The organism is Mesorhizobium sp. M0047 (genome assembly GCF_040323315.1).
Lineage (GTDB): Bacteria > Pseudomonadota > Alphaproteobacteria > Rhizobiales > Rhizobiaceae > Mesorhizobium.
In genome coordinates this window covers 122,632-145,573 of sequence record NZ_JAMYUW010000004.1, presented here as the reverse complement: position 1 = coordinate 145,573, position 22,942 = coordinate 122,632, and the positions used below count along the sequence as shown (strand labels likewise).

General features: G+C 63.1%; 21 protein-coding genes and 1 riboswitch. Of the genes, 13 read left to right on the top strand and 8 right to left on the bottom strand.

Going from position 1 to position 22,942, the window contains the following annotated elements; genetic code table 11:
- Positions 1 to 45: 45 nt before the first annotated feature.
- Positions 46 to 735, top strand: a complete 690-nt coding sequence (locus tag NKJ89_RS05370; protein WP_352600543.1) for an SDR family NAD(P)-dependent oxidoreductase — start codon at positions 46 to 48, stop codon at positions 733 to 735.
- A gap of 48 nt (positions 736 to 783) precedes the next feature.
- Here the strand turns inward: NKJ89_RS05370 and NKJ89_RS05365 are convergent, their stop codons facing one another.
- The 3 genes from NKJ89_RS05365 to NKJ89_RS05355 all read right to left on the bottom strand — a co-directional run bounded on the left by NKJ89_RS05365 (position 784) and on the right by NKJ89_RS05355 (position 3,459).
- Positions 784 to 2,139, bottom strand: coding sequence for a glutamine synthetase family protein (locus NKJ89_RS05365; RefSeq protein ID WP_352600541.1), 1,356 nt, complete (start codon positions 2,137 to 2,139; stop codon positions 784 to 786).
- A gap of 153 nt (positions 2,140 to 2,292) precedes the next feature.
- Positions 2,293 to 2,469 carry a hypothetical protein gene (locus NKJ89_RS05360; protein ID WP_352600539.1) on the bottom strand — a complete coding sequence of 59 codons (177 nt, stop codon included), beginning with the start codon at positions 2,467 to 2,469 and terminating at the stop codon, positions 2,293 to 2,295.
- Positions 2,470 to 2,760: 291 nt separating this feature from the next.
- Positions 2,761 to 3,459: a GntR family transcriptional regulator gene (locus NKJ89_RS05355; protein WP_352600537.1), complete on the bottom strand. Its 699-nt coding sequence runs from the start codon at positions 3,457 to 3,459 to the stop codon at positions 2,761 to 2,763.
- A gap of 456 nt (positions 3,460 to 3,915) precedes the next feature.
- Between NKJ89_RS05355 and ftsZ the strand changes: the two genes are divergently transcribed.
- The 7 genes from ftsZ (at position 3,916) to NKJ89_RS05320 (ending at position 11,827) form a co-directional block, all read left to right on the top strand.
- A complete protein-coding gene (gene ftsZ, locus NKJ89_RS05350) occupies positions 3,916 to 4,950 on the top strand; it encodes a cell division protein FtsZ (RefSeq protein ID WP_023758975.1) in 1,035 nt (344 codons plus the stop codon).
- 388 nt (positions 4,951 to 5,338) lie between these two features.
- Positions 5,339 to 6,382 (top strand): substrate-binding domain-containing protein, encoded by a 1,044-nt coding sequence (locus tag NKJ89_RS05345; protein ID WP_352600535.1) that lies wholly within the window; start codon positions 5,339 to 5,341, stop codon positions 6,380 to 6,382.
- Positions 6,383 to 6,421: 39 nt separating this feature from the next.
- Positions 6,422 to 7,690, top strand: coding sequence for an ABC transporter substrate-binding protein (locus NKJ89_RS05340; protein ID WP_352600533.1), 1,269 nt, complete (start codon positions 6,422 to 6,424; stop codon positions 7,688 to 7,690).
- Positions 7,691 to 7,778: 88 nt separating this feature from the next.
- Entirely contained in the window at positions 7,779 to 8,624 is an 846-nt protein-coding gene (locus tag NKJ89_RS05335; protein WP_352600531.1) for a carbohydrate ABC transporter permease, read from the top strand.
- On the top strand, positions 8,621 to 9,466 hold the full coding sequence (locus NKJ89_RS05330; protein ID WP_352600529.1) for a carbohydrate ABC transporter permease: 846 nt from the start codon (positions 8,621 to 8,623) through the stop codon (positions 9,464 to 9,466). The genes NKJ89_RS05335 and NKJ89_RS05330 overlap by 4 nt, the downstream gene beginning before the upstream one ends.
- Before the next feature lie 21 nt (positions 9,467 to 9,487).
- Positions 9,488 to 10,528: an ABC transporter ATP-binding protein gene (locus NKJ89_RS05325; protein WP_352600527.1), complete on the top strand. Its 1,041-nt coding sequence runs from the start codon at positions 9,488 to 9,490 to the stop codon at positions 10,526 to 10,528.
- Positions 10,529 to 10,549: 21 nt separating this feature from the next.
- Positions 10,550 to 11,827 carry an amylo-alpha-1,6-glucosidase gene (locus tag NKJ89_RS05320; RefSeq protein ID WP_352600526.1) on the top strand — a complete coding sequence of 426 codons (1,278 nt, stop codon included), beginning with the start codon at positions 10,550 to 10,552 and terminating at the stop codon, positions 11,825 to 11,827.
- Between the two features lie 198 nt (positions 11,828 to 12,025).
- Here the strand turns inward: NKJ89_RS05320 and fba are convergent, their stop codons facing one another.
- The 3 genes from fba to NKJ89_RS05305 form a co-directional block, all read right to left on the bottom strand.
- Positions 12,026 to 13,090: a class II fructose-bisphosphate aldolase gene (fba, locus tag NKJ89_RS05315; protein ID WP_352600525.1), complete on the bottom strand. Its 1,065-nt coding sequence runs from the start codon at positions 13,088 to 13,090 to the stop codon at positions 12,026 to 12,028.
- Positions 13,091 to 13,248: 158 nt separating this feature from the next.
- Positions 13,249 to 13,722: a 6,7-dimethyl-8-ribityllumazine synthase gene (locus NKJ89_RS05310; protein ID WP_352600523.1), complete on the bottom strand. Its 474-nt coding sequence runs from the start codon at positions 13,720 to 13,722 to the stop codon at positions 13,249 to 13,251.
- A 77-nt stretch (positions 13,723 to 13,799) separates the two neighbouring features.
- A riboswitch (FMN riboswitch) is annotated at positions 13,800 to 13,945 on the bottom strand.
- Positions 13,946 to 14,014: 69 nt separating this feature from the next.
- Entirely contained in the window at positions 14,015 to 15,193 is a 1,179-nt protein-coding gene (locus tag NKJ89_RS05305; RefSeq protein WP_352600521.1) for an MFS transporter, read from the bottom strand.
- 48 nt (positions 15,194 to 15,241) lie between these two features.
- Here NKJ89_RS05305 and NKJ89_RS05300 point away from each other — a divergent pair, with 48 nt between their 5' ends.
- Positions 15,242 to 15,781, top strand: coding sequence for an Lrp/AsnC family transcriptional regulator (locus tag NKJ89_RS05300; RefSeq protein ID WP_023758986.1), 540 nt, complete (start codon positions 15,242 to 15,244; stop codon positions 15,779 to 15,781).
- A gap of 18 nt (positions 15,782 to 15,799) precedes the next feature.
- On the opposite strand, the gene mtnA is transcribed toward NKJ89_RS05300, so the two are convergent.
- Together mtnA and mtnK are read right to left on the bottom strand one after the other, a co-directional pair.
- On the bottom strand, positions 15,800 to 16,894 hold the full coding sequence (mtnA, locus tag NKJ89_RS05295; RefSeq protein WP_352600519.1) for an S-methyl-5-thioribose-1-phosphate isomerase: 1,095 nt from the start codon (positions 16,892 to 16,894) through the stop codon (positions 15,800 to 15,802).
- On the bottom strand, positions 16,891 to 18,165 hold the full coding sequence (mtnK, locus tag NKJ89_RS05290; protein WP_352600517.1) for an S-methyl-5-thioribose kinase: 1,275 nt from the start codon (positions 18,163 to 18,165) through the stop codon (positions 16,891 to 16,893). Before mtnK ends, mtnA begins: the two co-directional genes overlap by 4 nt.
- A 137-nt stretch (positions 18,166 to 18,302) precedes the next feature.
- Between mtnK and NKJ89_RS05285 the strand changes: the two genes are divergently transcribed.
- From NKJ89_RS05285 to NKJ89_RS05270, 4 genes are all read left to right on the top strand, one after another.
- Positions 18,303 to 19,814: a sugar ABC transporter ATP-binding protein gene (locus tag NKJ89_RS05285; RefSeq protein ID WP_352600515.1), complete on the top strand. Its 1,512-nt coding sequence runs from the start codon at positions 18,303 to 18,305 to the stop codon at positions 19,812 to 19,814.
- Between the two features lie 82 nt (positions 19,815 to 19,896).
- On the top strand, positions 19,897 to 20,892 hold the full coding sequence (locus NKJ89_RS05280) for an ABC transporter permease (RefSeq protein WP_352600513.1): 996 nt from the start codon (positions 19,897 to 19,899) through the stop codon (positions 20,890 to 20,892).
- A 49-nt stretch (positions 20,893 to 20,941) separates the two neighbouring features.
- Complete coding sequence (locus NKJ89_RS05275) at positions 20,942 to 21,994, top strand: substrate-binding domain-containing protein (RefSeq protein ID WP_352600511.1); 1,053 nt, start codon at positions 20,942 to 20,944, stop codon at positions 21,992 to 21,994.
- 99 nt (positions 21,995 to 22,093) lie between these two features.
- Positions 22,094 to 22,939 carry an acyl-CoA thioester hydrolase/BAAT C-terminal domain-containing protein gene (locus tag NKJ89_RS05270; protein ID WP_352600509.1) on the top strand — a complete coding sequence of 282 codons (846 nt, stop codon included), beginning with the start codon at positions 22,094 to 22,096 and terminating at the stop codon, positions 22,937 to 22,939.
- Positions 22,940 to 22,942 lie beyond the last annotated feature (3 nt).

The following is a 22,942-nucleotide window of genomic DNA, read 5'->3' as shown; positions in this document are numbered from 1 at the left end:
ATCAGGCGAAACGTTTCCGCCGAAATCCGTAAGGAGAGAAAAATCATGACATCCGATGTGGCCGTCATTGCAGGTGCTGGCGCTGGTCTGAGCGCCTCGCTTGCGCGCCTTCTCACCCGGGAAGGCTTTCGCGTGGTTCTGGCCGCCCGCAACGTTGAGAAGCTGGGCGCTCTGGTCGACGAGACCGGTGCGCTGGCCGTCGAGACGGATGTCGCCGACGCTGCGTCCGTCGCCAAGCTGTTCGATGCCGCCGACAAGGCCGGCCCGCTGGCGCTTGTGGTGTTCAATGCCAGCGCGCGCACGCGCGGCCCGATCGCCGAGCTCGATGCCGAAGCGGTGAAACAGGCATTGCTGGTCGGCGCCTATGGCGGCTTCCTGGTCGGCCAGCAGGCGGCGCGGCGTCTGCTGGTCCGGGGTTCCGGATCGATCCTGTTCACCGGCGCCACCGCCAGCGTGAAGGGATTTTCCGGCTCGGCCGGCTTTGCCATGCCGAAGTTCGGCCTGCGCGGCCTGGCGCAGTCCATGGCCCGCGAACTCGCCCCGAGGAACATCCACGTCGCCCACTTCATCATCGACGGGGCGATCGAGCCGCCCGGTCAGCCCGGTGACCCGGACCGGCCGGACCGCCGCCTGTCGCCGGACGCCGTCGCCGAGGCCTATCTCGCGACCCATCGCCAGCATCGCAGCGCCTGGAGCTCAGAGCTCGAGCTGCGGCCCTGGGTCGAGACTTTCTGACAATCCAGCGGCTCGCCCAGGGCGACCGTGTCGTGCAAGCCCTTGGACCTAAACGCTTTCGAGATAGGTCTCGATCTCGAAATCGCTGACATTGAGCGCGAACGTGTTCAGCTCCTGCCGTTTGCAGGCAACGAAGGAGTCGCGCAGGATCGCCGGAAAGATCTCCGCCACATGTGTCCCGGTTTCAAAGGCGGCGATCGCGGACGCCCAGTCCGGCGGCAGCTTTGCCGGCGGAAGTCCCTGGCCGTCACTGCCGGTCGGATCGCCAGGCGACAACTGTCTTTCAATGCCTATCAGTGCGGCGCCCAGTATGGCGGCAAGCACCAGGTAGGGATTGGCGTCCGCTCCCGAAACCCGATGCTCGATACGGCGCGCACCGCTAGGTCCGCCGGGAATGCGGATCGCCACCATGCGGTTCTCATAACCCCAGGCGACCGCGGTTGGCGCATAGGATCGCGGGCGCAGCCTGCGGTACGAATTGAAGTGCGGTGCGAACACCAATGTGCTCTCGGCCATTGCCGCAAGCAGGCCACCGACCGCATGACGCATGATCTCCGAGCCCTGATCGGTGCCGTCGTCGAAGACGTTACGCCCTTCGGCATCGACCAGGCTGAAATGGACGTGAAAGCCATTGCCGGCCCGGTCGCCATAAGGCTTGGCCATGAAGCAGGCGGCAAAGCCGTGCTTGCGGGCAATGCCCTTCACCGTGCGCTTGAAAAGCACCGCATCGTCGGCAGCCCGCAAGGCGTCCGCGACATGGTTCAGATTGATCTCGAATTGACCGACACCGTTTTCGGCGATCGCCGTGTCGACAGGAATGCCTTGCGTCCGGCAGGCCTCATAGACGTCATGGATAAAGGATTCAAAGTCGTCGATCTCATCGATCGACAGCGCCGCGTCGGAATCGAGACGGCGCCCGGTCACCGGCGAAACAGGTCCGACCGGCCGTTGCGACTGCGGATCGACGAGGTAAAATTCGAGTTCCGTTGCCGCGACCGGGGTCAGGCCCAAGGCCTTGTAGCGATCGAGGATGCGGGCCAGCGCCCGTCGCGGGTCGCCGAGATAGGGCGCGCCGCTTTCGTCTGCAAGCCAGAGCGGAACGAGTGCCGTCGGATGCGCCGTCCAGGCGACCGGGAGAATGCCGCGGCCCGTCCATTGGCACAGTCCGTCGGCATCGCCGGTCGAGAACACCAGGCTGTTGCCTTCGATGTCCTCGCCCCAGACATCGAGCCCGATTAGCGAATAGGGCATGCGCAGCTTGCCTTCCAGCGCCTTCCTTGCCTGCTCGACAGGAATGCGCTTGCCGCGCATGATGCCGTTGAGATCGCACACCGCGGCCCTTAGGCTCTGGATGTCGGTTCTGCTTTCAAGCCAGTTCAAAACGTCCGCAATTGCATCGCTCAATTTCTAACCTCTGGTTTTGAAGGTCCCGCAAGCCTGATCGGCTGCATTGTCCCCGGTAAAGATAGCTTGTGAGTTTTCGAAAAACGGACCTGGCTGTCGCCAAGGGCTTTTCCTTATTTTTTCAATTCACTAGCTGGGATGTCGGGAGGCATTTCAAAAACCAATTGCGCGATCTGCGATCGCAACATAGGGGCAAGAAGCCGGAAAGCCAAGGGGCATCCAGGCTGTGATGTCGGCCCCCAGCTCTTGGGCCGATGCCTGCTTCTTCGGCGAGAAAGTCTTGACGGTGACGAACCGCATGCCTTGGCGATTGGCGGAAACATCGGTCACTTCGTCATCCACGGGCGAAGCAAGGAGCGTAGCGACGCGGCGCAGACCCCTGGAGCTGCTTCGCAGCCCAAGGGATCCATGCCGCGATGTCCGAGCGTTGCTGCGTTGCAGAATTCTGCTCCGTTGCATTCTTCGACCAAGGTCGCGGCATGCATCCCAGGGTCTCCGCGACGGAGCTTCGCTCCTGCTTCGCCCAGGGATGACGACGTTGGGGAGGCTTCAGCCAATCGCGAAGGTTTTGCGACAGTCCGCTGAAAGGAACGATAGGCGGCGCCTTTCGGGTGATCCATTCTAACCTCTAGCGTCCGGAAATCTGGCCTGCTGGAGGATGTGCGCGGCGCCTTCATCGATATCACGCACGATGGCCATGCGCGCTCGCTCCCCATCCTGGGCTTCGATCGCCGCGACGACTTCCTCGTGATAGTCGATGGCGAGAATCGAGGCGAGGTTATCCTCGAACCCCATGGCAAGGTTCCTGAGAAACGGGCCGACCTGCATCCACACGGTCTCGATCAGGAAGATCATCTGCTCGTTGGCGCAATGGCGATAGATCGAGAATTTGAACTCGTGGTTCTTGCGCAGGTAGTCGTCGATATCGCCCTTGCGGGCCGCCAGGGTCAGGTCGGTGCAGTGGCGTCGGATCGTCCGCAGATTGTTGCCGTTGATGCATTCTGTCGCAAGCTCTGTCGCCGAGCCTTCGAGGATCGTGCGCACGGCGGTCAACTGCGAAAACCGCTCGGCCGAAATGACCGGCACTTCCACGCTGCCGCTCGGCAGTGGACTGAGCGCGCGCAGTGCCTGAAGCCGCATGAAGGCGCTGCGCACCGGCATGTCGCTGGTGCCGAGCTCCTTGGCGAGCTTGCGCGAGGTCAGCTTCTGGCCCGGCGCGAACTGGCCGGACATCAGCGCCCGCACGAGTTCCAGATAGACTTTCTCATGCAGGGGAACGGTGTCGACGGCGGTCAACCCGAATTGTGTCTTGTCGGCCATTGGCGGGGGCGCTGCTTCATTCGTTCTGAAATCTACCCTGGCGACAACAGCCGCGCATAATCCTGCCTGGCCGATCGCGGCGAGAACGCCAAGTCAGCGATCTATCGACGCATGATAGACGCTTCGATCGTCGGGCAGCAAGCCAGCTCGTCACCTGCCGGCCGTTGCAGCAAACAAGCCTTTCCAGAGACGGTGCGGTTCTTCCGGCGGCTATCGCAACCGCATCGGATTCAGTCTGGCATATCCGCGTCGGACACTCACCTCCGCGATCCCCCTGTCCAAAACGTTCATCACAAATCTTGACCTAACACGCACTTGCACCTCTGGCCGCTCTCTGGCTTTTTGGGGTACCCATCCGAACGGACTGATTCGCGTCACGCCGCTCGATTGCAATGTTCCCAAGGCAGTCTGCCGGTGGGTCGTGAAGCGCGCGCAATTGGCGAAGGAGAAACAGGCATGGCCGAGTTCAAGAAGCCCGAAATCTCCGAGATGAGACCCAAGATCACCGTTATCGGCATTGGCGGCGGCGGCGGCAATGCCGTCAACAACATGATCGCGGAGCAGCTTCAGGGTACGGAATTCATCGCCGCCAACACCGACGCCCAGGCGTTGACCATGTCGAAGGCGACGCGGCTGATCCAGCTTGGCGCTCACGTCACCGAGGGATTGGGCGCTGGCTCGCTTCCAGAGATCGGCCGTGCCGCGGCCGAGGAATCGCTCGACGAGATCATGGATCATCTGGCCGGCACGCATATGTGTTTCGTCACCGCCGGAATGGGCGGCGGCACCGGAACCGGCGCTGCACCCATCATCGCCCAGGCGGCGCGCAAGGCCGGTATCCTGACGGTGGGTGTCGTCACCAAGCCGTTCACCTTCGAAGGCCGGCGCCGTATGCAGATGGCCGAAGAGGGCATCGAGCGGCTGCGCGAGAGCGCCGACACGGTGATCGTCATCCCGAACCAGAACCTGTTCAGGATCGCCGATGCCAAGACCACCTTCGCCGATGCATTCGTCATCGCCGACCGGGTGCTCTATGCCGGCGTCAGCTGCATCACCGATCTCATCGTCAAGGAAGGCCTGATCAATCTCGACTTCGCCGATGTCAAATCGGTGATGCGCGACATGGGCCGCGCCATGATGGGCACCGGCGAGGCGTCCGGTGAGGGCCGGGCGATGAAGGCGGCGGAAGCCGCGATCGCCAACCCCCTGCTCGACGAAGTGTCGATGAAGGGCGCCAAGGGCGTGCTGGTCTCGATATCGGGCGGCAGGGACATGACGCTGTTCGAGGTCGACGAGGCTGCCACCCGCATCCGTGAAGAGGTCTACGAGGATGCCGACATCATCGTCGGCGCGATCTTCGACAAGAGCATGGAAGGCCGCTTCAGGGTCTCGGTGGTGGCGACGGGACTCGACCGTGCGTCTGGAGCAGAAGATGGCGATGCCGGCATAGCCCGGGATCACCTCGGCCAGAGCGCGCGGACGCTTCAGTAGATCTGGCCGACCCGGATGCGGAGCGCTAGCCTCCAATGTCGTCATCCCTGGGCGGAGCAGCCGCGAAGCGGCGTCGCGGAGACCCTGGGATCCATGCCGCGACCTTAATCGTAGAGTGCAGCGGAGCAGAGTTCTGCACCGCGGCAGCGCCTGGAAGTCGCGGCATGGCAACAACACACAGGATCCTGGGGTCTGCGCCGCGTCGCTTCGCTCCTAGCTCCGCCCCAGGATGACGATTGACGGGTGTTCCCGCAATCTTCTGGGCACGCCCAAACCCACCACACCGATGATCGGATCGCTTGTCAGTCCGCTTTGGATAGAAATTTAAAACGTTTGCATTTTTGCGAAAGGCAATTACAAACGTTTCAAACTTGTTCGAGGGAGAAGGATGACGACCCGCGTCATCACGCTCAAGGAGCTTGCCGCAGGCCTCGACCTGTCGATCACGACGGTGTCGCGGGCGCTTGCCGGCCATGAACAGATCGCGCTGAAGACGCGTGAACGTGTCGCGCACGCGGCACGTCAGGCGGGCTACGTGCCCAACACCGCGGCGCGCACGCTTGTCTCCGGCCGCAGTGGCTTCGTCGGCCTCGTGTTGCCGATCCGCGGACCGAACCTTGTCGATTCCTTCCTTGGCGAATTCGTCACCGGGCTCGGCGAAGGGCTGGTATCGCACGGCGCCGACCTGATCCTGGCCACGGCCGCCTTCGGCCATTCGGAATTGTCGGTGCTGCGCCATGTGGTCGAATCCGGACGCGCCGACGGCGTCGTCGTCACGCGTATCGCCGCGGTCGACGAGCGGCTCGCCTATCTGCGCGACCGCGGATTTCCGTTCGTTGCCCATGGCCGTTTGCTCGACAGCGACTTCGGCTACAACTGGCTCGATACTGACGGTGCTCATGCCTTCGGCGAAGCCTTCGACATGCTTTACGATCTCGGCCACCGCCATTTCGGCCTGGTGACGATATCCGAGCCGATGACGTTCCGGCATCTCAGACAAGACGGCTTTGCCGCGGCCATGGCCCGTAGGGGCGATCCGTCGGTGCGGCTCGACGTGGTGACGGCGCCGCGCTTTGACCGTGAGGCCCGTGTCGATGCCGTCAACCGCATTCTGCAGCGGCCTGACAGGCCGACGGCCATTGTCGCTCTGTTCGACGAACTGGCTTTGACCGTGATGGAGGAGGCCGCCCGCGCAGGCCTCAGCGTGCCGCGCGACCTCTCCGTCATCGGTTTCGACAACATCGCTGCTTCGGCCTACGCGCCGCCGGGCCTGACCACATTCGATGCCTCGATCCGTCAATGCGCGCGCGAGATCGCCGACATGCTGCTCACCATCATCGCCGACAAGCCCGCCGCACCGTTGACGCGGCTGATCCGGCCGACGCTGGTTGCGCGCGCAAGCCATGGACCCGCACCGCAGATGAGAAGCTGACGCCGCCGTGACGGCGCATATCCAGGGAGGAAGACCGTGATGAAAGCATTGAAGACACTGCTCGGCGCCGCGCTGGCGTTATCGATCGCCTCAGGCGGCGCGCAGGCCCAGCAGGTGCTGTTCTGGTCGACGCAGGCGCGCCCCGTCGAGGAAACCCAAAAGATGCGCGACGAGGTGCTGAAGGGTTTTGACGGTGCGGTCGACTATCAGGTCGCCGAGACCGGCCCCTGGCTCACCCGCTTGCAGGCCGAACTGCAGGCCGGCACCGGCACTATCGGCGTGCTGGGTGGCCTGCATGGTGATTTCTCCAATGTCGGCGCGAACTTTGTCGATCTGTCCGGCGTCGATGTCGGCGGCGTCAAGCTCAACGAAGCTTACAAGAAGCTTGGCATGCTCGGCACCGGCGAGCAGAAATACCTGCCATGGATGCAGGCCACCTATTTGATGGCGGCCAACAAGCAGGCCTTGCAATATCTGCCGCAAGGCGTCGATCTCAACACCATCACCTATGACCAGCTGATCGAATGGTCGAAGAACATTGCCGAGAAAACCGGCTCGCCGAAATTCGGCTTTCCCGCCGGTCCAAAAGGGCTCAAGCACCGCTTCTTCGAGGGGTTCCTCTACCCGTCCTACACCGGCTCGATGGTGACCAAGTTCCGTTCACCGGAAGCCGAGATCGCCTGGAACAAGTTCAAGGAATTGTGGCAATACACCAACCCGAACTCGACCAACTATGCCTTCATGCAGGAGCCGCTTTTGACCGGCGATGTCTGGGTGGCGTTCGACCATGTCGCGCGGCTTGCCGACGCCTTCAACAAGAAGCCGGATGAGTTTGTTGCCTTTCCGGCGCCGGCCGGCCCCGCCGGTCGCGGATTCATGCCTGTCGTGGCCGGTGTCGCCATCCCGAAGACCTCGCCCGACATCGACAAGGCCAAGGCGCTGGTCGCCTACATGCTGAAGCCGGAAACCCAGATCGCGACGCTGAAAGCCACGAATTTCTTCCCGGTCGTCGACGTCAAGCTGCCTGACGACATGCCGGCTTCGGTCAAGGCCTTCGGTCCGGCGATCACCACCATGACCGGGGCTCCCGATGCCCTGCCGGCACTGCTGCCGATGGGGCTCGGCGATCTCGATGGCAAGTTCAACCAGGTCTACACCGACAGCTTCGAGCGCATCGTGCTCGGCGGCGAGGACGTGCATGGCGTGCTTGGCGAAGAGGCCACGGTGCTCAAGGGCCTGATCGACCAGGCCAAGGCGCCGTGCTGGGCACCTGACAAGCCATCCACCGGCGCTTGCCCCGTCGACTAAATCCTCCCGAGGGGGCGCCCGGAGTTTGTTGCACTCCGGGCGCCCAGACCCGCACCCACATGGCCGCAGCATCGCAAAGGACACCACCATGCACGGCAAGGCTCTGCCCTATCTGCTGCTGATGCCGGCGACCTTGTTCCTCTGCATCTTCTTCCTTTACCCCTTCGCGCTGGTCGCTTTCGAGGCGGTGACCCGGGACGGCGCCTTCACCCTCGACAATTTTCGCACCATGGCCGACAGCTGGAAATTCCCCGTCACGGTCCGCAACACGCTGCTGCTCGCGGCGATCGTCGTGCCGATCCAGCTCGCCATGGCGTTGCTGATGGCAAGCGTGGTGGCGCGGCTGGAGACCGGACGAAGCGCGGCGCTCTATGTGTTCGCCATTCCGCTCGGCATTTCCGACCTCGCCGCGGGCCTGATCTGGCTCGCTATCTTCGACCAGTCCGGCTTCCTCAACACGCTGCTCTCCAACCTTGGCGTCGTCGACAAGCCGATCATGTTTCTCGGCTATCAGAGCAAACTGACCATCTTCATCGCCGTAGCGCTGGCCGAGATCTGGCGTGCCACCGCGATCATGATGGTCATCCTGGTCGCCGGCATGGGCCTGATCCCCAAGGAATATTACGAGGCGGCGGAGGTGTTTGGGGCCAGCCCATGGCAGCGCTTTGTGCGCATCACGCTGCCATTGCTGCGCCCCAGCCTGCAGACGGCGATCATCCTGCGGGTGATTCTTGCCTTCGAGGTCTTTGCCGTCGTCGCAGCGCTTGGCGGCACGAACCTGCCGGTGCTGATGGGCGAGACCTACAATTGGCAATTCACGCTGCAGGACCGCAATGTCGCCGCCGCTTCGGCGCTGCTCATCCTCGCCATCTCGATAGGCTTCACGCTGTTCTTCCTCAGGGTGCTGCGTGTACCCAAGGAGGCGCGCATATGAGCGTAGTCACTGAAGTGCCGGCTGCCGTCACCGCCGACGCACGTAAGGCCGGCGACTGGCTGCTGATCGCCACCGCCATCCTGCTTTGCGTCTGGGTGCTGCTGCCGATCTACCTCTTGATCGTCAACGCGCTGTCGTCGCCGGATGAGGTCACGGCCTTCCCCAAGCGTTTCTTTCCGTCCTTTGATCCCGGCAGCCTGTCCTTCTTCATCAATTTCGCCGGTGTCGCCAGGGCGTTGTGGAACTCGGTCCTCGTCGCCACCCTGACGATGATCCTGTCCATCGGCTTCGGCGCTCCGGCCGGCTACGCGCTGTCGCGCTTCGACTTTCCCGGCAAGGAGACCTTCCGTTTCCTGGTGCTGATGACGCGCGCCTTCCCGTTGCCGCTGCTGGCATTGCCGCTGGCGGTGATGTTCATCCGCACCGGCCTCGACGACACCGCCATTGGGCTGGCGCTGGTCCACACCACGCTGGCGCTGCCCTTCGCCGTGCTGATCACCTTCTCGCTGTTTTCTGGCATTCCCGTCGAACTCGAAGAGGCGGCGTGGACGCTCGGCTGCACAAGGCTGCAGGCCTTTCGCAAGGTGATCTTGCCGCTGGCGTTGCCCGGTATCGCCGCCTCGGCGGTGTTTGCGTTCACCATCTCCTGGAACGAGGTGTTTGCCGCCGCCGTGCTCACCATCGAGAACCGCACGCTGACCGCCTTCCTGCTGCAAAGCCTCGGTGAATCGCCGCTCTATCTCAAATTCGCCGGCGGTGCGGCACTGGTCGTGCCGGCGCTGATCTTCATCTTCGCCGTTCGAAAATACCTGTTTGCCATGTGGGGGATCGCCAACCGATGACGCGAGACACGGAGACCGCACATGGCTGAAATCGCGATCAAGGGTGTGGCCAAGCGCTTCGGCGGTTTCACCGCCCTGCATCAGGTCGACCTCACCATATCAGATCAGGAGTTCATGGTGCTGCTCGGCGCCTCTGGCTGCGGCAAGACCACGCTGCTGCGCATCGTCGCCGGGCTGGAAACACCAAGCCAGGGCGAGGTCTGGATCGGCGGCCGCCGCGTCGACCATCTGCCGCCGCGCGACCGCGGCATCGCTATGGTGTTCCAGAATTATGCCGTCTTCCCGCACCTGACCGTGTTCGAGAACATTGCCTTCGGCCTGCGCATGAAGAAATTGCCGCAGGCCGACGTCAATCGCCGCGTCACCCGCACCGCCGAGCTTATGCATATCGAGCAATTGCTGAAACGCTATTCGGGCCAGCTGTCCGGCGGCCAGCGCCAGCGTGTCGCCGTCGCCCGCGCGCTCGCCATGGAGCCCGACGTCATCCTGATGGACGAGCCGCTGTCGAACCTCGACGCGCTGCTGCGGCTGGAGATGCGTGCCGAGCTCAAGGGTGTGCTCGCCGCCTCGAAGACCACCACCATCTATGTCACCCACGACCAGGTCGAGGCGATGAGCCTCGCCGACCGCATCGCCGTCATGCATCAGGGCCGCATCGTCCAGGCCGCGTCGCCGGTCGAGGTCTATCGCAATCCGGCCGCGCGTTTCGTCGGCTCCTTCATCGGCAATCCGCCGATGAATTTTATTCCGGCAACCAAGGCCGCGAATGGCAGCTGGACCGTTGCCGGACTGACGCTGCCCGGCCCCAAATCGGACAAGCAGAACATAGACTTCGCCATCCGCCCCGAAGACGTGGGTGACGGCAGCGAGGGCCTGCATGCCACCGTGCGCGTCATAGAGCCGCTCGGACCACACACGCTGGTCACCTGCGATGTCGAGGGCGGCCTGTTCCGTGCCATCCTGGACTCGAATGCCGGCGTCCAGGTCGGCGATCACCTGCGGCTCGCGCCCAAACCCGACCGCATCCGCTGGTTCGATCCCGAAACCACCAATGCCCTTTGATGCCGAAAGCTCCGAACGCTCATGACTGCTTCCGCCGCCAGTGACATCATCGCCCGCGCCGTCGAGGTGCTGAAAGAGAACGACAAGGGCGCCTACACCATCCCGACGAGAGGGCTTTATCCGTTCCAGTGGAACTGGGATTCCTGCCTCACAGCGCTCGGTCTTGCTCATTATGACGAGGCCCGCGCCTGGACCGAGATCGAGACCTTGTTCGCACACCAATGGCCGGACGGCATGGTGCCGCACATCGTCTTCCACGTCTGGAGCGACGACTATTTTCCCGGCCCTGAGGTCTGGCGGACCGGGCGCCCGACGGCCACCTCGGGTATCACCCAGCCGGCTGTTGCAGGCTTTGCCATACGCCGCCTGTTCGACCGTTCCAAGGACAAGAAATTGGCCGCGGAGCGGGCCCGCGCGCTGCTGCCGAAGATCGATGCCTGGCACCGCTGGTTCTACGAAAACCGCGACCCCAGGGGCGAGGGGCTGGTCGCCATCATCCATCCGTGGGAGTCCGGCCGCGACAATTCCATCGACTGGGACGATGCCTTCGAGCGTGTGCCGACCGAGGGTGTCGAGCCCTACACGCGCCGCGACACTTTACACGCCGATCCGGCGCACCGCCCGACGCAAGGCCAGTATGACCGCTACATCTGGCTGTTGCAGCACTTTCGCGGGCTTGGCTGGGACAACACCAAATTGCATGACGCCTCGCCATTCCAAGTCGTCGATCCCGGCTTCAACGCCATTTTGGTCCGCTCCTGCGCCGATCTCGCCAATCTGGCACAATTGCTGGGCGAAACCGGGATCGCCAGCGCCAATCGTGCCCGCGCTCGAAAGGGCCTGGATGCGATGGAGCGGCTGTGGAGCGATGCGCACGGCCAGTATCTCTGCCTTGACCGCGTCACCGGCAGACTGATCGACAGCGCCTCCGTCGGCGGCATCCTGCCGGCCTTCGCGGCCGTCCCCGAGGCTCGCACCGCTGCGCTGGCCGCAACCGTCGAACGCCTTGCCGCCAAGGCACGCTACATCGTCCCGTCGCATGATCCAAACGATCCACGTTTCGACGCCAAGCGCTACTGGCGCGGCCCGGTCTGGCTGGTGGTCAACTACATGATATCAGACGGCCTCGCCGCCGCCGGCCACAACGACGCGGCACGGCGCATCACGCAATCCAGCCTGGACTTGATCCGGGAAAGCGGCTTTGCCGAATATTACGACCCGCTCACCGGCGAGCCGCTCGGCGGCGGCCGCTTCACCTGGACGGCGGCAATGGTGATCGAGTTTTTGAGGGGGGCGTAGGGGCAGCACCGCCCTCTCTTTCCCTTCTCCCCTTGTGGGTCCCCTTGTGGGAGAAGGTGGCCGAGCGAAGCTCGGTCGGATGAGGGGTGCTCCAGAAGACACCGCCGCCTCACTCCGCTGGACCTCAACCGTCTCGGCGCTGCGCGCCGATCCACCTTCTCCCACAACAAGGGGAGAAGGGAGAACCGCCAAGGCAGGCTATCCGAACTTCGGATCGAGACTGCCCGACTTGTAACGCTTGGCCATTTCCGCGACTGGCAGCGGCTTGATCTTCTGTGCGTTGCCGGCGGTGCCGAACTGTTCGAAGCGCTCCTTGCAGAGCTTGCGCATCGCGGCCATGGCCGGCGTCAGATATTTGCGCGGATCGAACTCGCTCGGGTTCTCGGTCAGCACCTTGCGGATGGCTCCGGTCAGCGCCATGCGGTTGTCGGTGTCGATGTTGATCTTGCGCACGCCGTGCTTGATGCCGCGCTGGATCTCCTCCACCGGGACGCCCCAGGTCGGCTTCATCTGGCCGCCATATTTGTTGATGATCTCCTGCAGATCCTCCGGCACCGAAGACGAACCGTGCATGACCAGATGCATGTTCGGCAGGCGGCGGTGGATTTCCTCGATGACGTTCATGGCCAACACCGCGCCGTCCGGCTTGCGCGAGAACTTGTAGGCGCCGTGGCTCGTGCCCATGGCAACCGCCAGCGCATCGACATGGGTGTCCCTAGCGAACTCCACAGCCTGTTCAGGATCGGTCAAAAGCTGGTCGTGGCTGATCGCGCCTTCGATGCCGTGGCCGTCTTCCTGTTCACCGCCGCCGCTCTCCAGCGATCCGAGCACGCCGATCTCGCCTTCGACGGATACGCCGCCCCAATGCGCCATGTCGACGACGCGCTTGGTGATGCCGGAATTGTAGGCGTAGTCGGCAGGCGTCTTGCCGTCTTCCTTCAGCGATCCGTCCATCATGACCGAGGTGAAGCCATACTGGATCGCGGTGACGCAGGTGGCTTCGTTGTTGCCATGGTCGAGATGCATGCAGACCGGAATGTCGGGATGGATTTCGACCAGCGCGTCGATCAGCTTGGCCAGCACCACGTCATTGGCATAGGCCCGCGCGCCGCGGCTTGCCTGCAGGATGACCGGCGATTTGGTCTCCTCGGCGGCCTCCATGATGGCGAGGCCCTGTTCCATATTGTTCATGTTGAAGGCGGGCACGCCGTAGCCGTATTCGGCGGCGTGGTCGAGCAATTGTCTCAGTGTTATGCGAGCCACCCAATAGTCTCCCGTATCTGGTTTCAAGCGCAACGTCGCGGGCCGACCGGTAGCCGGCCGGCCCTTGATGCTTCTGGCCGGATTTCAGGCCAACCGCAACCTTCAGAAGTCTTGTCGATCGCAATTCTTGTTGCATGGCTGAAATCCGGGCTCTTTGGTCAGGCCGCGATCAACTCCCGCGCCGCCAGGATCTGCACGCAGGCGTTGGCCGCTTCCTTGCCCTTGACGGCGAAGTGCTCGAAGAAGAAGCGGTGATGCTCGGCGCTGTCATGGTAGTTGTGCGGGGTGAGCACCGCCGACAGCACCGGCACACCTGTCGACAGCTGTACATTCATCATGCCGTCGATCACCGCGCTGGCGACGAACTCATGCCGGTAGATGCCGCCATTGACGACAAAGGCGGCGCCGAGGATCGCGGCATAGCGGCCGGTTTGGGCCAGGGTCTTGGCGTGCAGCGGAATTTCATAGGCGCCCGGCACATCGAAGACATCGACGGCGAAGCGATTCTCCCCGAGCGCGGAAAGCTCTGCCTCGAAGGCTTGCACGCATTGGTCGACGATATCCGCGTGCCAGCGCGCGCGAATGACGGCGATGCGAACAGTTTCATAGTCTTTATGGGAATGCTGATTCATGGGTCCATCCTTCCGTTTCGAACCAGAATCAGGACGCACGATACGAAATCCGGCCCGCCAAGGCGGTCCGTTTTCCGTTTCGTTCTCTTCCATCCGGACTCTAACCGTCGGCTCCGGAATCACACCGGATCTGCTGACCCCTCCGACAACCGGAGGGCGCTCGCGGGCTCAGGCCGAAACCTTTACCGCCGGTGGGGACTTTCACCCCGCCCTGAGAACTTTAACGGCTTTGTATGGAAGGGCAGGGGTGCCGCTGTCAACCGGACGAAGAGCCGATGACCAATACAGTCTGTCAATTGGATCGGCGCCACGCCGCCGCCGACGCCGCAACCAGCATCAGCACTGCCGCGACCGCCGCGCATGTCGCAAAACCAAAGCTGGCATAAAGCGGCCCGAAGCTGGTGGTGCCGACGAAGACCGCAAGATAGGTTACCGCGCTGTTCAAGCCCATGATCGTGCCGCGGCGCGACGGATCGAGTGCTGACAGACGCATCACCAAGACGTTGAGGCCGAAATGATTGGCCAGTCCCCAAACGGCCACCATGGTCAAGGTCAGCCCGAAACTGCCGCTCGTCGCGGCCATTGCGACATAGACGACGGCGACCAGAAGGTAGGCGAATGGCATGACGCGTCGTGCACCCAGCCGATCGATGACGCCGTCGAGGAGAGCAGCGGTGCCGAACCCGATCCCATAGGCGAGTGCGGCGAGCCCATTGGCGCTGACCGGCTCTCCCAGCCCAACGTGAAGGTGGTCGCCGAGATAGCCATAGACACCATAGAAGGCGGTCATGAACGCGGCGCAGGCAATGAGAAGCGGGACGATGCCGGGAATGCCGAGCGCGTCCAGCGGGGTCGGTGCCGGACCGCTTTTCCTGACATCGTTTAGCGAGGAGAGTGAGAGGCCGGCCAGTGCAAGCACTGCCAGCAGAGCGACTGCTGCGAAGACGGCGCGCCAATGCACGAGATCGGCCAACACCGCCGACAGCGAGACGCCGGCCACCATGCTGAGCGTCCATCCGGTCAGCACGACGCCGATCGTGCCGCTCTCCCTGCCCGGTGGAGCGATGGCCGCCGCACTGGCATAGATCGCCGGCATGGCGATGCCTGCAGCGATGCCCGCCAGCAGCTGTGCTGCGACCAGCATGACCACCGTAGGCGCTATCGCACTTGCGACCAGCGCTATCGCCAGCAACAGCAATGCGCCCTGCAGCATCCTGCGCGCGCCGAGCCGGTCGATGTAGCGGGCCAGGAACAGGGCGCTTGCGGAGGTACCGAGGCCGAACGCGGCCGCCGCAATCATCACGGCCGGCACACTGGTACCGAACGAGGAGGCCACGGCCGGTGCTATCGGGCCCAGCACAAGCGAGTTCGAGCCGATGACCGCAATGCAGCCGGTCAGCAGGTAAGCAAGCGCCGGGATAGGGGCGCGAGCGCTTGGCGCCAGTGATGCAACTTGATCTGCGTTCGACATATCGTCATGATCGCCGTATTTTATTCAGCGGCAATCGGGAAATTGGCCATGGATGAAGAAACAGATGGTATTCCGCAGAACAAGGCTGCGACCCGCGACCTCGACGCGATAGACCGAAGAATATTAGGCGTCCTGGTCGATGACGCCACGATCAGCTACGCCGAACTGGGCGATCGCGTGGGCTTGTCGCCTCCTGCCGCGCACGAGCGGGTCAAACGCCTTCGGCGCAGCGGCGCCATCAGAAACACCGCGGCAATCATCGATCCCCGGGCGGTGAAAAAGCCTTTGCTTGCCTTTGTCCATATCGACACCAAGGGCTGGGGAAAAACCCCGGAGCTGATGGCGGTTTCGGAGTATCCGGAGGTCGAGGAGATCCATTCGGTTGCCGGCGACAGCTGCATGCTGCTCAAGGTCCGCACCGAGGACACCAGGGCACTCGAAGGGTTGCTGTCGCGCCTTTACGAGACGCCTGGTGTCACCTCGACACGCAGCTATGTGGTGCTGTCGACTTATCTCGAGCGGCCGGTGCAGCCCGGCACCACCACCGAGTGGCCAACGCCAAGGCATATGGCCAAGCCGCTGTATTGATGGTTCGATGGCCGGCTCCTACCCGCGCTCTGGAAACATCGCCTTCAAGCCTTCGCGCGATGCCTTGGCGACGCCGCGCTCGGTGATCAGGCCGGTCACCAGCCGCGCCGGCGTCACGTCGAAAGCCGGGTTCGCCGCGGGCGTCGTCGCCGGCGAAATCCGCACCTGGGCAATCTCGCCGCTGGCGGTCTTGCCCCAGACCAGCGAGACCTCGTCGGAAGAGCGCTGCTCTATCGGGATCTCGGCCAGACCGTCATGCACCGTCCAGTCGATGGTCGGCGACGGCAGCGCGACATAGAAAGGCACATCATTGTCGGCGGCGGCTAACGCCTTGAGATAGGTGCCGATCTTGTTGCAGACATCACCACTGGCAGTCGTGCGGTCGGTGCCGACAATGACCATGTCGATTGCGCCGCGCTGCATCAGATGGCCGCCGGCATTGTCGACGATCAGCGTGTGCGGCACGCCGTGGCCGGCCATCTCCCATGCGGTCAGCTGGGCGCCCTGGTTGCGTGGCCGCGTCTCATCGACATAGACGTGGACCGGAATGCCAGCCTCGGTGGCTAGGTAGATCGGCGCGGTGGCGGTGCCGTAGTCGACGGTGGCCAGCCAGCCGGCATTGCAGTGGGTCAGGATGTTGACCGGTTCGCCCTTCTGCTTGCGCGCCGCGATCGCCTTGATGATGGCGAGGCCGTTCTCGCCGATGGCGCGGTTGAGGCCTACATCCTCGTCGGCGATTTCACCGGCGCGTCGGTAGGCTGCTTCGGCGCGTTGCTCTGCTGGCAATGGCCGCAGGAAGCGCCGCATCTCGTCCAGCGCCCAGCGCAGATTGATGGCGGTCGGGCGCGTCTCGTGCAACGTCTCCCACGCGGCATCGAGCGCCGCATCGGAGGGATCGTCGGCCATCTGCATGGCGACGCCATAGGCAGCGGTGACGCCGATCAGCGGCGCGCCGCGCACCCACATGTCGCGGATCGCGGTGGCGATGCCGTCAACCGTGCCGATCGTCTCGATGCGGAAATCATGCGGCAGCCAGCGCTGGTCGATGATCTCCACCGAACGCCCGTCGCCGCTCAGCCAGATGGTGCGATAGTGGCGGTCGCCGACGTTCAAATGCTGCTCTCCTGTTCGATCAGCGCGGCCAGTTGGTTGACCTCGCCGATGCTATGGATATGGCGCCGGTTGACGGCGATGTGACGGCCGAATTTCAGCGCCTTTGCTTCACAACTGGCGCGCAAATCCTCGTCGGCAATGGTCTCGAAGTCGGCATTGTGGGCGAGGCCGAGGATGCGCCGGTGCACCTCGATGCCGGCAAAGCCGAGCAGGTCGGTCCAGATCTGGTGCAGCACATGGTCGAGTGCCTGCTCGGCGCCGAGCCTGTCGCCCTGATCCTCGAACAGGCTTTTCTGATAGAGCATGCCGGTGCGTTCGGTGCGCCACAGATGCGAGAACTCGGCGCGGAACACTGACCAGGTCTCGACTGTCACCTCGAGCAGATAGGCGCGCATGGCATCGCGCTTGCTCTCCTGCTCGTGCCCGCGTTGCGAGAAGAACGACATCCAGAAATTGGCAAGCAGCATGCCGACGTCGAAGGCCATCGGACCGTAGAAAGCGAATTCCGGATCGATCATCCGGGTTTCCGTGTCGGTGATCATGATCGAGCCGGAATGCAGGTCGCCATGCAGCAGCGTTTCGGCATTGGCGGCGAAGATGTGCTTGAGCCGCTGCGCCTCGACCTTCAGGTCGCGGTCGGCGCGCAATTCGGCGACGAGGCCGTCTAGCTGCGGCGAGGTATGTCGGTTCATCCTGGCGTCGAAATAGGGATCGGAGAACACCAGGTTTTCGGTGATATCGCAGAGTTCGATATTGTCGGCGAACAGCGCCAGATCCGCCTTGCGGTCTTTGGCCGTCATGTGCAGGTCGGAGCCGCGAAACAGCGTGCGGGCCATGAACAGGCCGATATCCCGAGCAATGTTCGGCAATCGCCGGCCTTCGATCAGCGCGCGGCGCAGGATGATGTGCGGCGGCGCTAGATATTCCATGATGATCAGCGCCTGGCTTTCGTCGAAATAATGGATCGCCGGCACCGATCCGGGGGCGCGCGCTTCTTGCCTGGTCAGCGCATGATATTCGAAGAAGGAGCGTTTTAAAGGCAGCGGCCAGCTGTCGCCGACCAGACGGACATAGGGCAGGGCCTGCTTGACCACCGCCGCACCGCTGGCACCCTCGACGATGAATACGAGGTTGAGATTGCCGTCACCGACCTCGCGGACCTTCCAGCGTGTGGTGTCATTGCCGATCTTCGCGCACAGCGCGTCGTTTGTGCCAAGGCGGGCAGCCAGGGTCTCGACCGATAGGGCTTCGAACGGCAATTCTTCAGTCATCGTCATCCTCCCGCATATGCGCGCCCCGAACATAATCGAGGCGTGACGGTCGGGCCAAGCTAGGAAGCGATCTGGCAATTGTCAATCGGGTTGACAATTGCCGACACAGCCCATAGCGTCATGTCAGGGAGGAACGCATGGTCGGCAATGCCGTGTTCCGCGTAGAGGGACTGAGGAAATCCTTTGGCCATAACGAGGTGCTTGGCGGCGTCTCGCTCGAATTGCATGCCGGCGAAGCGACCGTGCTGATGGGCGCCAACGGCGCCGGCAAATCCACCCTCGTCAAGATCATTTCCGGCGTCTACGAACGCGGTGGCGGCACGATGGCGCTCGCCGACCAGGATTTCGCCCCGAAAACGCCGGCCGAGGCGATCCGCGCAGGCGTCGTCACCGTTCACCAGAACATCAATGACGGTGTCGTCGCCGATCTCGACGTTGCTACCAATCTCACTCTCGACAGGCTGAGCGGCAGCGGCGCGCCGACCCTGTTCAATCCGGTGCGCGTACGCCGGGAGGCCAAGGCGGTCGCCGACCGCATGGGGCTGGCCATCGATCTGATGGCGCGGGTAAGCGATCTTTCGCTGGCCGATCGCCAGATGGTGGCGATTGCTCGCGCGCTGGCGCACCAGCCGAAAGTGCTGATCCTCGATGAGCCGACCTCATCGCTCTCCAGCACCGAGGCCGATCGGCTGTTTGCGCTGATCGACAGGCTGCGCGAGCAAGGCGTGGCGATCCTCTACATCTCCCACCGCATGTCGGATATCAGGCGACTTGCCGACCGCATCGTCTCCATGCGCGACGGGATCATCTCAGGCATCTTCGACAAGAAGCCGCTCGACTATGAAGGCGCGGTCAACGCCATGCTCGGCCGCAAGATCCATCTCGACCAGATCGTTGTTAGGAATTCGGCCAAGGCAATCCTGACGATCGAAGGCCTGCGCATCGCGCCGGGCGCCAAACCGATCTCGCTGACGCTCGGCGACGGCGAGGTCGTTGCGATCACCGGGCTCGTCGGTGTCGGCAAGACGGCGCTTGCCGAGACGCTGTTTGGCGTGCGCCAGCCGCTCGCCGGCACCATGACGATGAACGGCAAGCCCTATGCACCGCGATCGACGGGTGAGGCGATCGCCGCCGGCGTGTTTCTCGTCGCCAAGGACCGCGGCGAGAACGGCATCGTCGGCGGCTTCAACATCCAGGAAAATATCAGCCTGCCGTTTCACAAGCGCATGTCGCGTTTCGCTGTTCTCAAGCGCCGTCTCGAACGCGCCACGGCTCGCCGGCAGATCGAGGAACTGGGCATTGTCTGCCGCTCCGAGAAGGACGACATGTCCGAGCTGTCCGGCGGCAACCAGCAGAAGGTGATGGTCGCCCGCTGGATGGCTCAGGATGCAAGACTGTTCATTCTGGACGAGCCGTTTCAGGGCGTCGACATTTCCGCGCGGCGCGACATTGCCGCCAAATTGAGAGCGAGTGCAAACGGCCGCGCCACATTGTTGTTCGTCACCGAACTCGACGAGGCGCTGGAGACCGCCGATCGCATCCTGGTGATGTCGGAGCAGACCATCGTCGGCGAGCATCGCAATGCCGACGTCGATCTCGATCGTCTGCTGGCCGAGGTGGCGGGCGGACCGCTGCACAGCGCCGCCTGAGGGTCGCGGTGAATAGGATTGGGAATGGAGAAAGCATGGGTTCGAGTTGGGTAAAGACGGCAGCGGCGCGCGGGAGCGCTGAATGACGTCGCGCGACCACGCCATCCGCTACGGCTTCATCGTGCTCTTGTTCGGGCTCGTCGGCTATTTCGCCATTGCCGCCGACGGTTTCGTCTCTCCGCAAAGTGCCGTCTTCATCTTCCAGTCGGTTGCCATCACCGGTGTGCTGGCGCTCGGCGTCACCGCGACGCTCGTCGTCGGCGGCTTTGACCTGTCGATCGGCTCGGTCGCCACGTCGGCCATGATGGCGGCCGCCTATGTCATGGTGGTGCTGGAGCAGAACGCCTTCGTCGCGGTCGTGGTCTGCCTGCTGATCGGCGCCGTTGTCGGCCTAATCAACGGCTGGCTGATCGTCTACATGCGCGTGCCCGATCTGCTGGCGACGCTCGGCATGATGTTCCTGCTCGTCGGCCTGCAGCGCATCCCGACCGAAGGCCGCTCGATCGCCACAGGCATGACCATGCCGGACGGTTCGGTCGCCAACGGCAAATTCTCTGACGCCTTCCTCGCGCTTGGCCGCCACCGCTTCGATTTCTTCATCCCCAACCTCATCCCGGTGTCGGTGGTGGTGCTGCTCGTGCTCGCCGTGCTGATCTGGTTCTTCCTCGAATACACCCGTTTCGGCCGCATGATGTATGCGGTCGGCAGCAACGAGCGCGCCGCCGAACTCGCAGGCGCGCCTGTCAAGGCATACAAGATCTGGGCCTACGTCATTTCAGGAGTTTTTGCCTCGATCGGCGGCATATTGCTCGCCGCCCGGCTTGGACGCGGCGACATCGCCTCGGGTAATAATCTGCTGCTCGATGCCGTCGCTGCGGCGCTGATCGGCTACGCGGTGCTCGGCGCCGCCAAGCCGAACGCTTTCGGCACCGCCGTCGGCGCGCTGTTCGTCGGCATCTTGCTGCAAGGCCTGACGATGATGAACGCGCCTTACTACACGCAGGATTTCGTCAAGGGCGTGGTTCTGGTCGTCGCCCTTGTCTTCACCTTTGCACTTTCGGGCAGGGGCAGGAGGTAGTTTCGACCGGAACAGGATTTTGGGTTCAACAAGAGTGGAGGAAAACAAAGTGAGCATTACAAGAAGACTTCTGGGGAAGGTGGCGCTCGGATTGGCCGGCGCAACCATGCTGATGCAATTCCCGGCGCTGGCCGCCGACAAGCCGGCGCCTTTCGACAAGCCCGGCGTCAAGATCGCGCTGGTGCGTTATCTCTCGACCGGTGACTTCTTCCAGGCCTATCTCAGCGGCGTCGAGGCACAGTCGAAGGCGCTCGGCATCGACCTGCGCGTGCTCGACAGCCGCCAGGACGCCGCGCTTCAATCCGACATGGTCGACCAGGCCATTGCGCTCGGCGTTCAGGGGATCATCATCCAGCACGGCCTGACGGAATCGATGAAGGACGCCGCACAGCGTGCGGTCGACGCAGGCATCAAGGTTGTGGCTTTCGACGTCAATGTCGAGAACCCCAAGATCCCGCAGGTCGAACAGTCCGACCGCGACTTGGCCCGCCTCGCGCTCGAACAGGCGGTCAAGGACAATGGCGAGAGCTGGGATGCCGGCTATGTCTATGTCGCCGGTATCGCGCCGCTCGACCGCCGCAACGAGACCTGGGTCGACGTGAAGAAGAAGTATGCCGGCATCAAGGAAGTCGCGATGTTCGGCACATTAGACAATCCGATCGCCAATTCCGTCGCCAACCAGGCGCGCTCGGTGCTGTCGGCCCATCCCGACATCAAGGTGATGTTCGCCCCCTATGATGAATTCGCCAAGGGCGTGAAGATCGCTGTCGACGAAGCGGGATTGAACAAGGGCATCAAGATCTATTCGGCCGACATTTCGACCTCGGATATATCAGCGATGCGCGAGCCCGACAGCGCCTGGGCTGCCACGGCCGCCACTAACCCGGCCGTCGTCGGCCAGGTTTCGGTGCGCGCGCTGGCGCAGCTGCTGGCCGGTGAAGACCCCGGCCACAACGTTATCGTGCCGCCGACGCTGATCACCCAGAAGGACCTCATCGACAAGGACATCAAGAACATGGAGGACCTGTCGGCCAAGCTGCCGCAGTTCGCCCATGCCGATGTCGCGATGCCGGCCTGGATGCCGAACCCGAACGCCAAGTAGGTTCGCTATAGGAGGCCGACTGCAGCCGCTTGCTGCAGGCGGCTTTTTGCCGAATATTCGCAGAGCCAGTCCGCTGGTTCTGGAAGGTTCGGTGCATGTATGGAATCACAGGCCGCAATCGAGGAAAATCTGTCCGGTGCCGTCGCCGGAACATTGCTTCGATCCCCGCAGGCCACCACCGGCGTCGTTGTGTTAGGCGGATCGAGCGGCCGCGTCGATGTCGGGCGCGCACGGCTCTTTGCAAACGAGGGCTCATCTGCCCTGGCCCTGCAGTGGTTCGGCGGCGAGGGCCAGGCTCCCGGAATATGCGAAATTCCCCTCGAAACCTTCTTTGCGGCAGCCAACTTTCTCATTGAAACAGGATGCCGCCGCATCGTCTACTTCGGCACATCCAAGGGTGCCGAGGCATCACTGCTTGCGGCGGTCCATGACCAGCGCATCAACGCTGTGGTCGCTATCAGCCCGTCATCGGTGGTTTGGGGAAATATCGGTGCGGGCCGGGATGGCGTCAGCTGGCCTGAACGATCCTCTTGGTCGCTCGACGGTATTCCCCTGCCATTCGTGCCGACGGACCCGAATTGGACCCGAGAGTATGTGGATGGCCTTGTGTCCTATCGAGGACACTTCGAGCATTGTTTGAAAGCCTTCGAACAGGAAGCAAATGCGGCAGCCATCCCCGTTGAGACCGCATCGGCCGAGATTCTGCTGGTCGCAGGTGGCGACGATGCGCTGTGGCCCTCCCTGTGGTTCGCGACAGAGATTGTTCAGCGGCGCGGTGAAGTTGGTAAGATCACCCATCTCGTTTCATCGCCGGATGCGGGTCACCGCATTCTCCTGCCAGGCGAGATCACGCCACGCTCGGCATTGCATGCACACGGAGGCAATGACGAGGCTGATTCAAGGCTTGGCAGAAAGGCTTGGGAAGGCATCCGGGAACTGCTGTAGCAG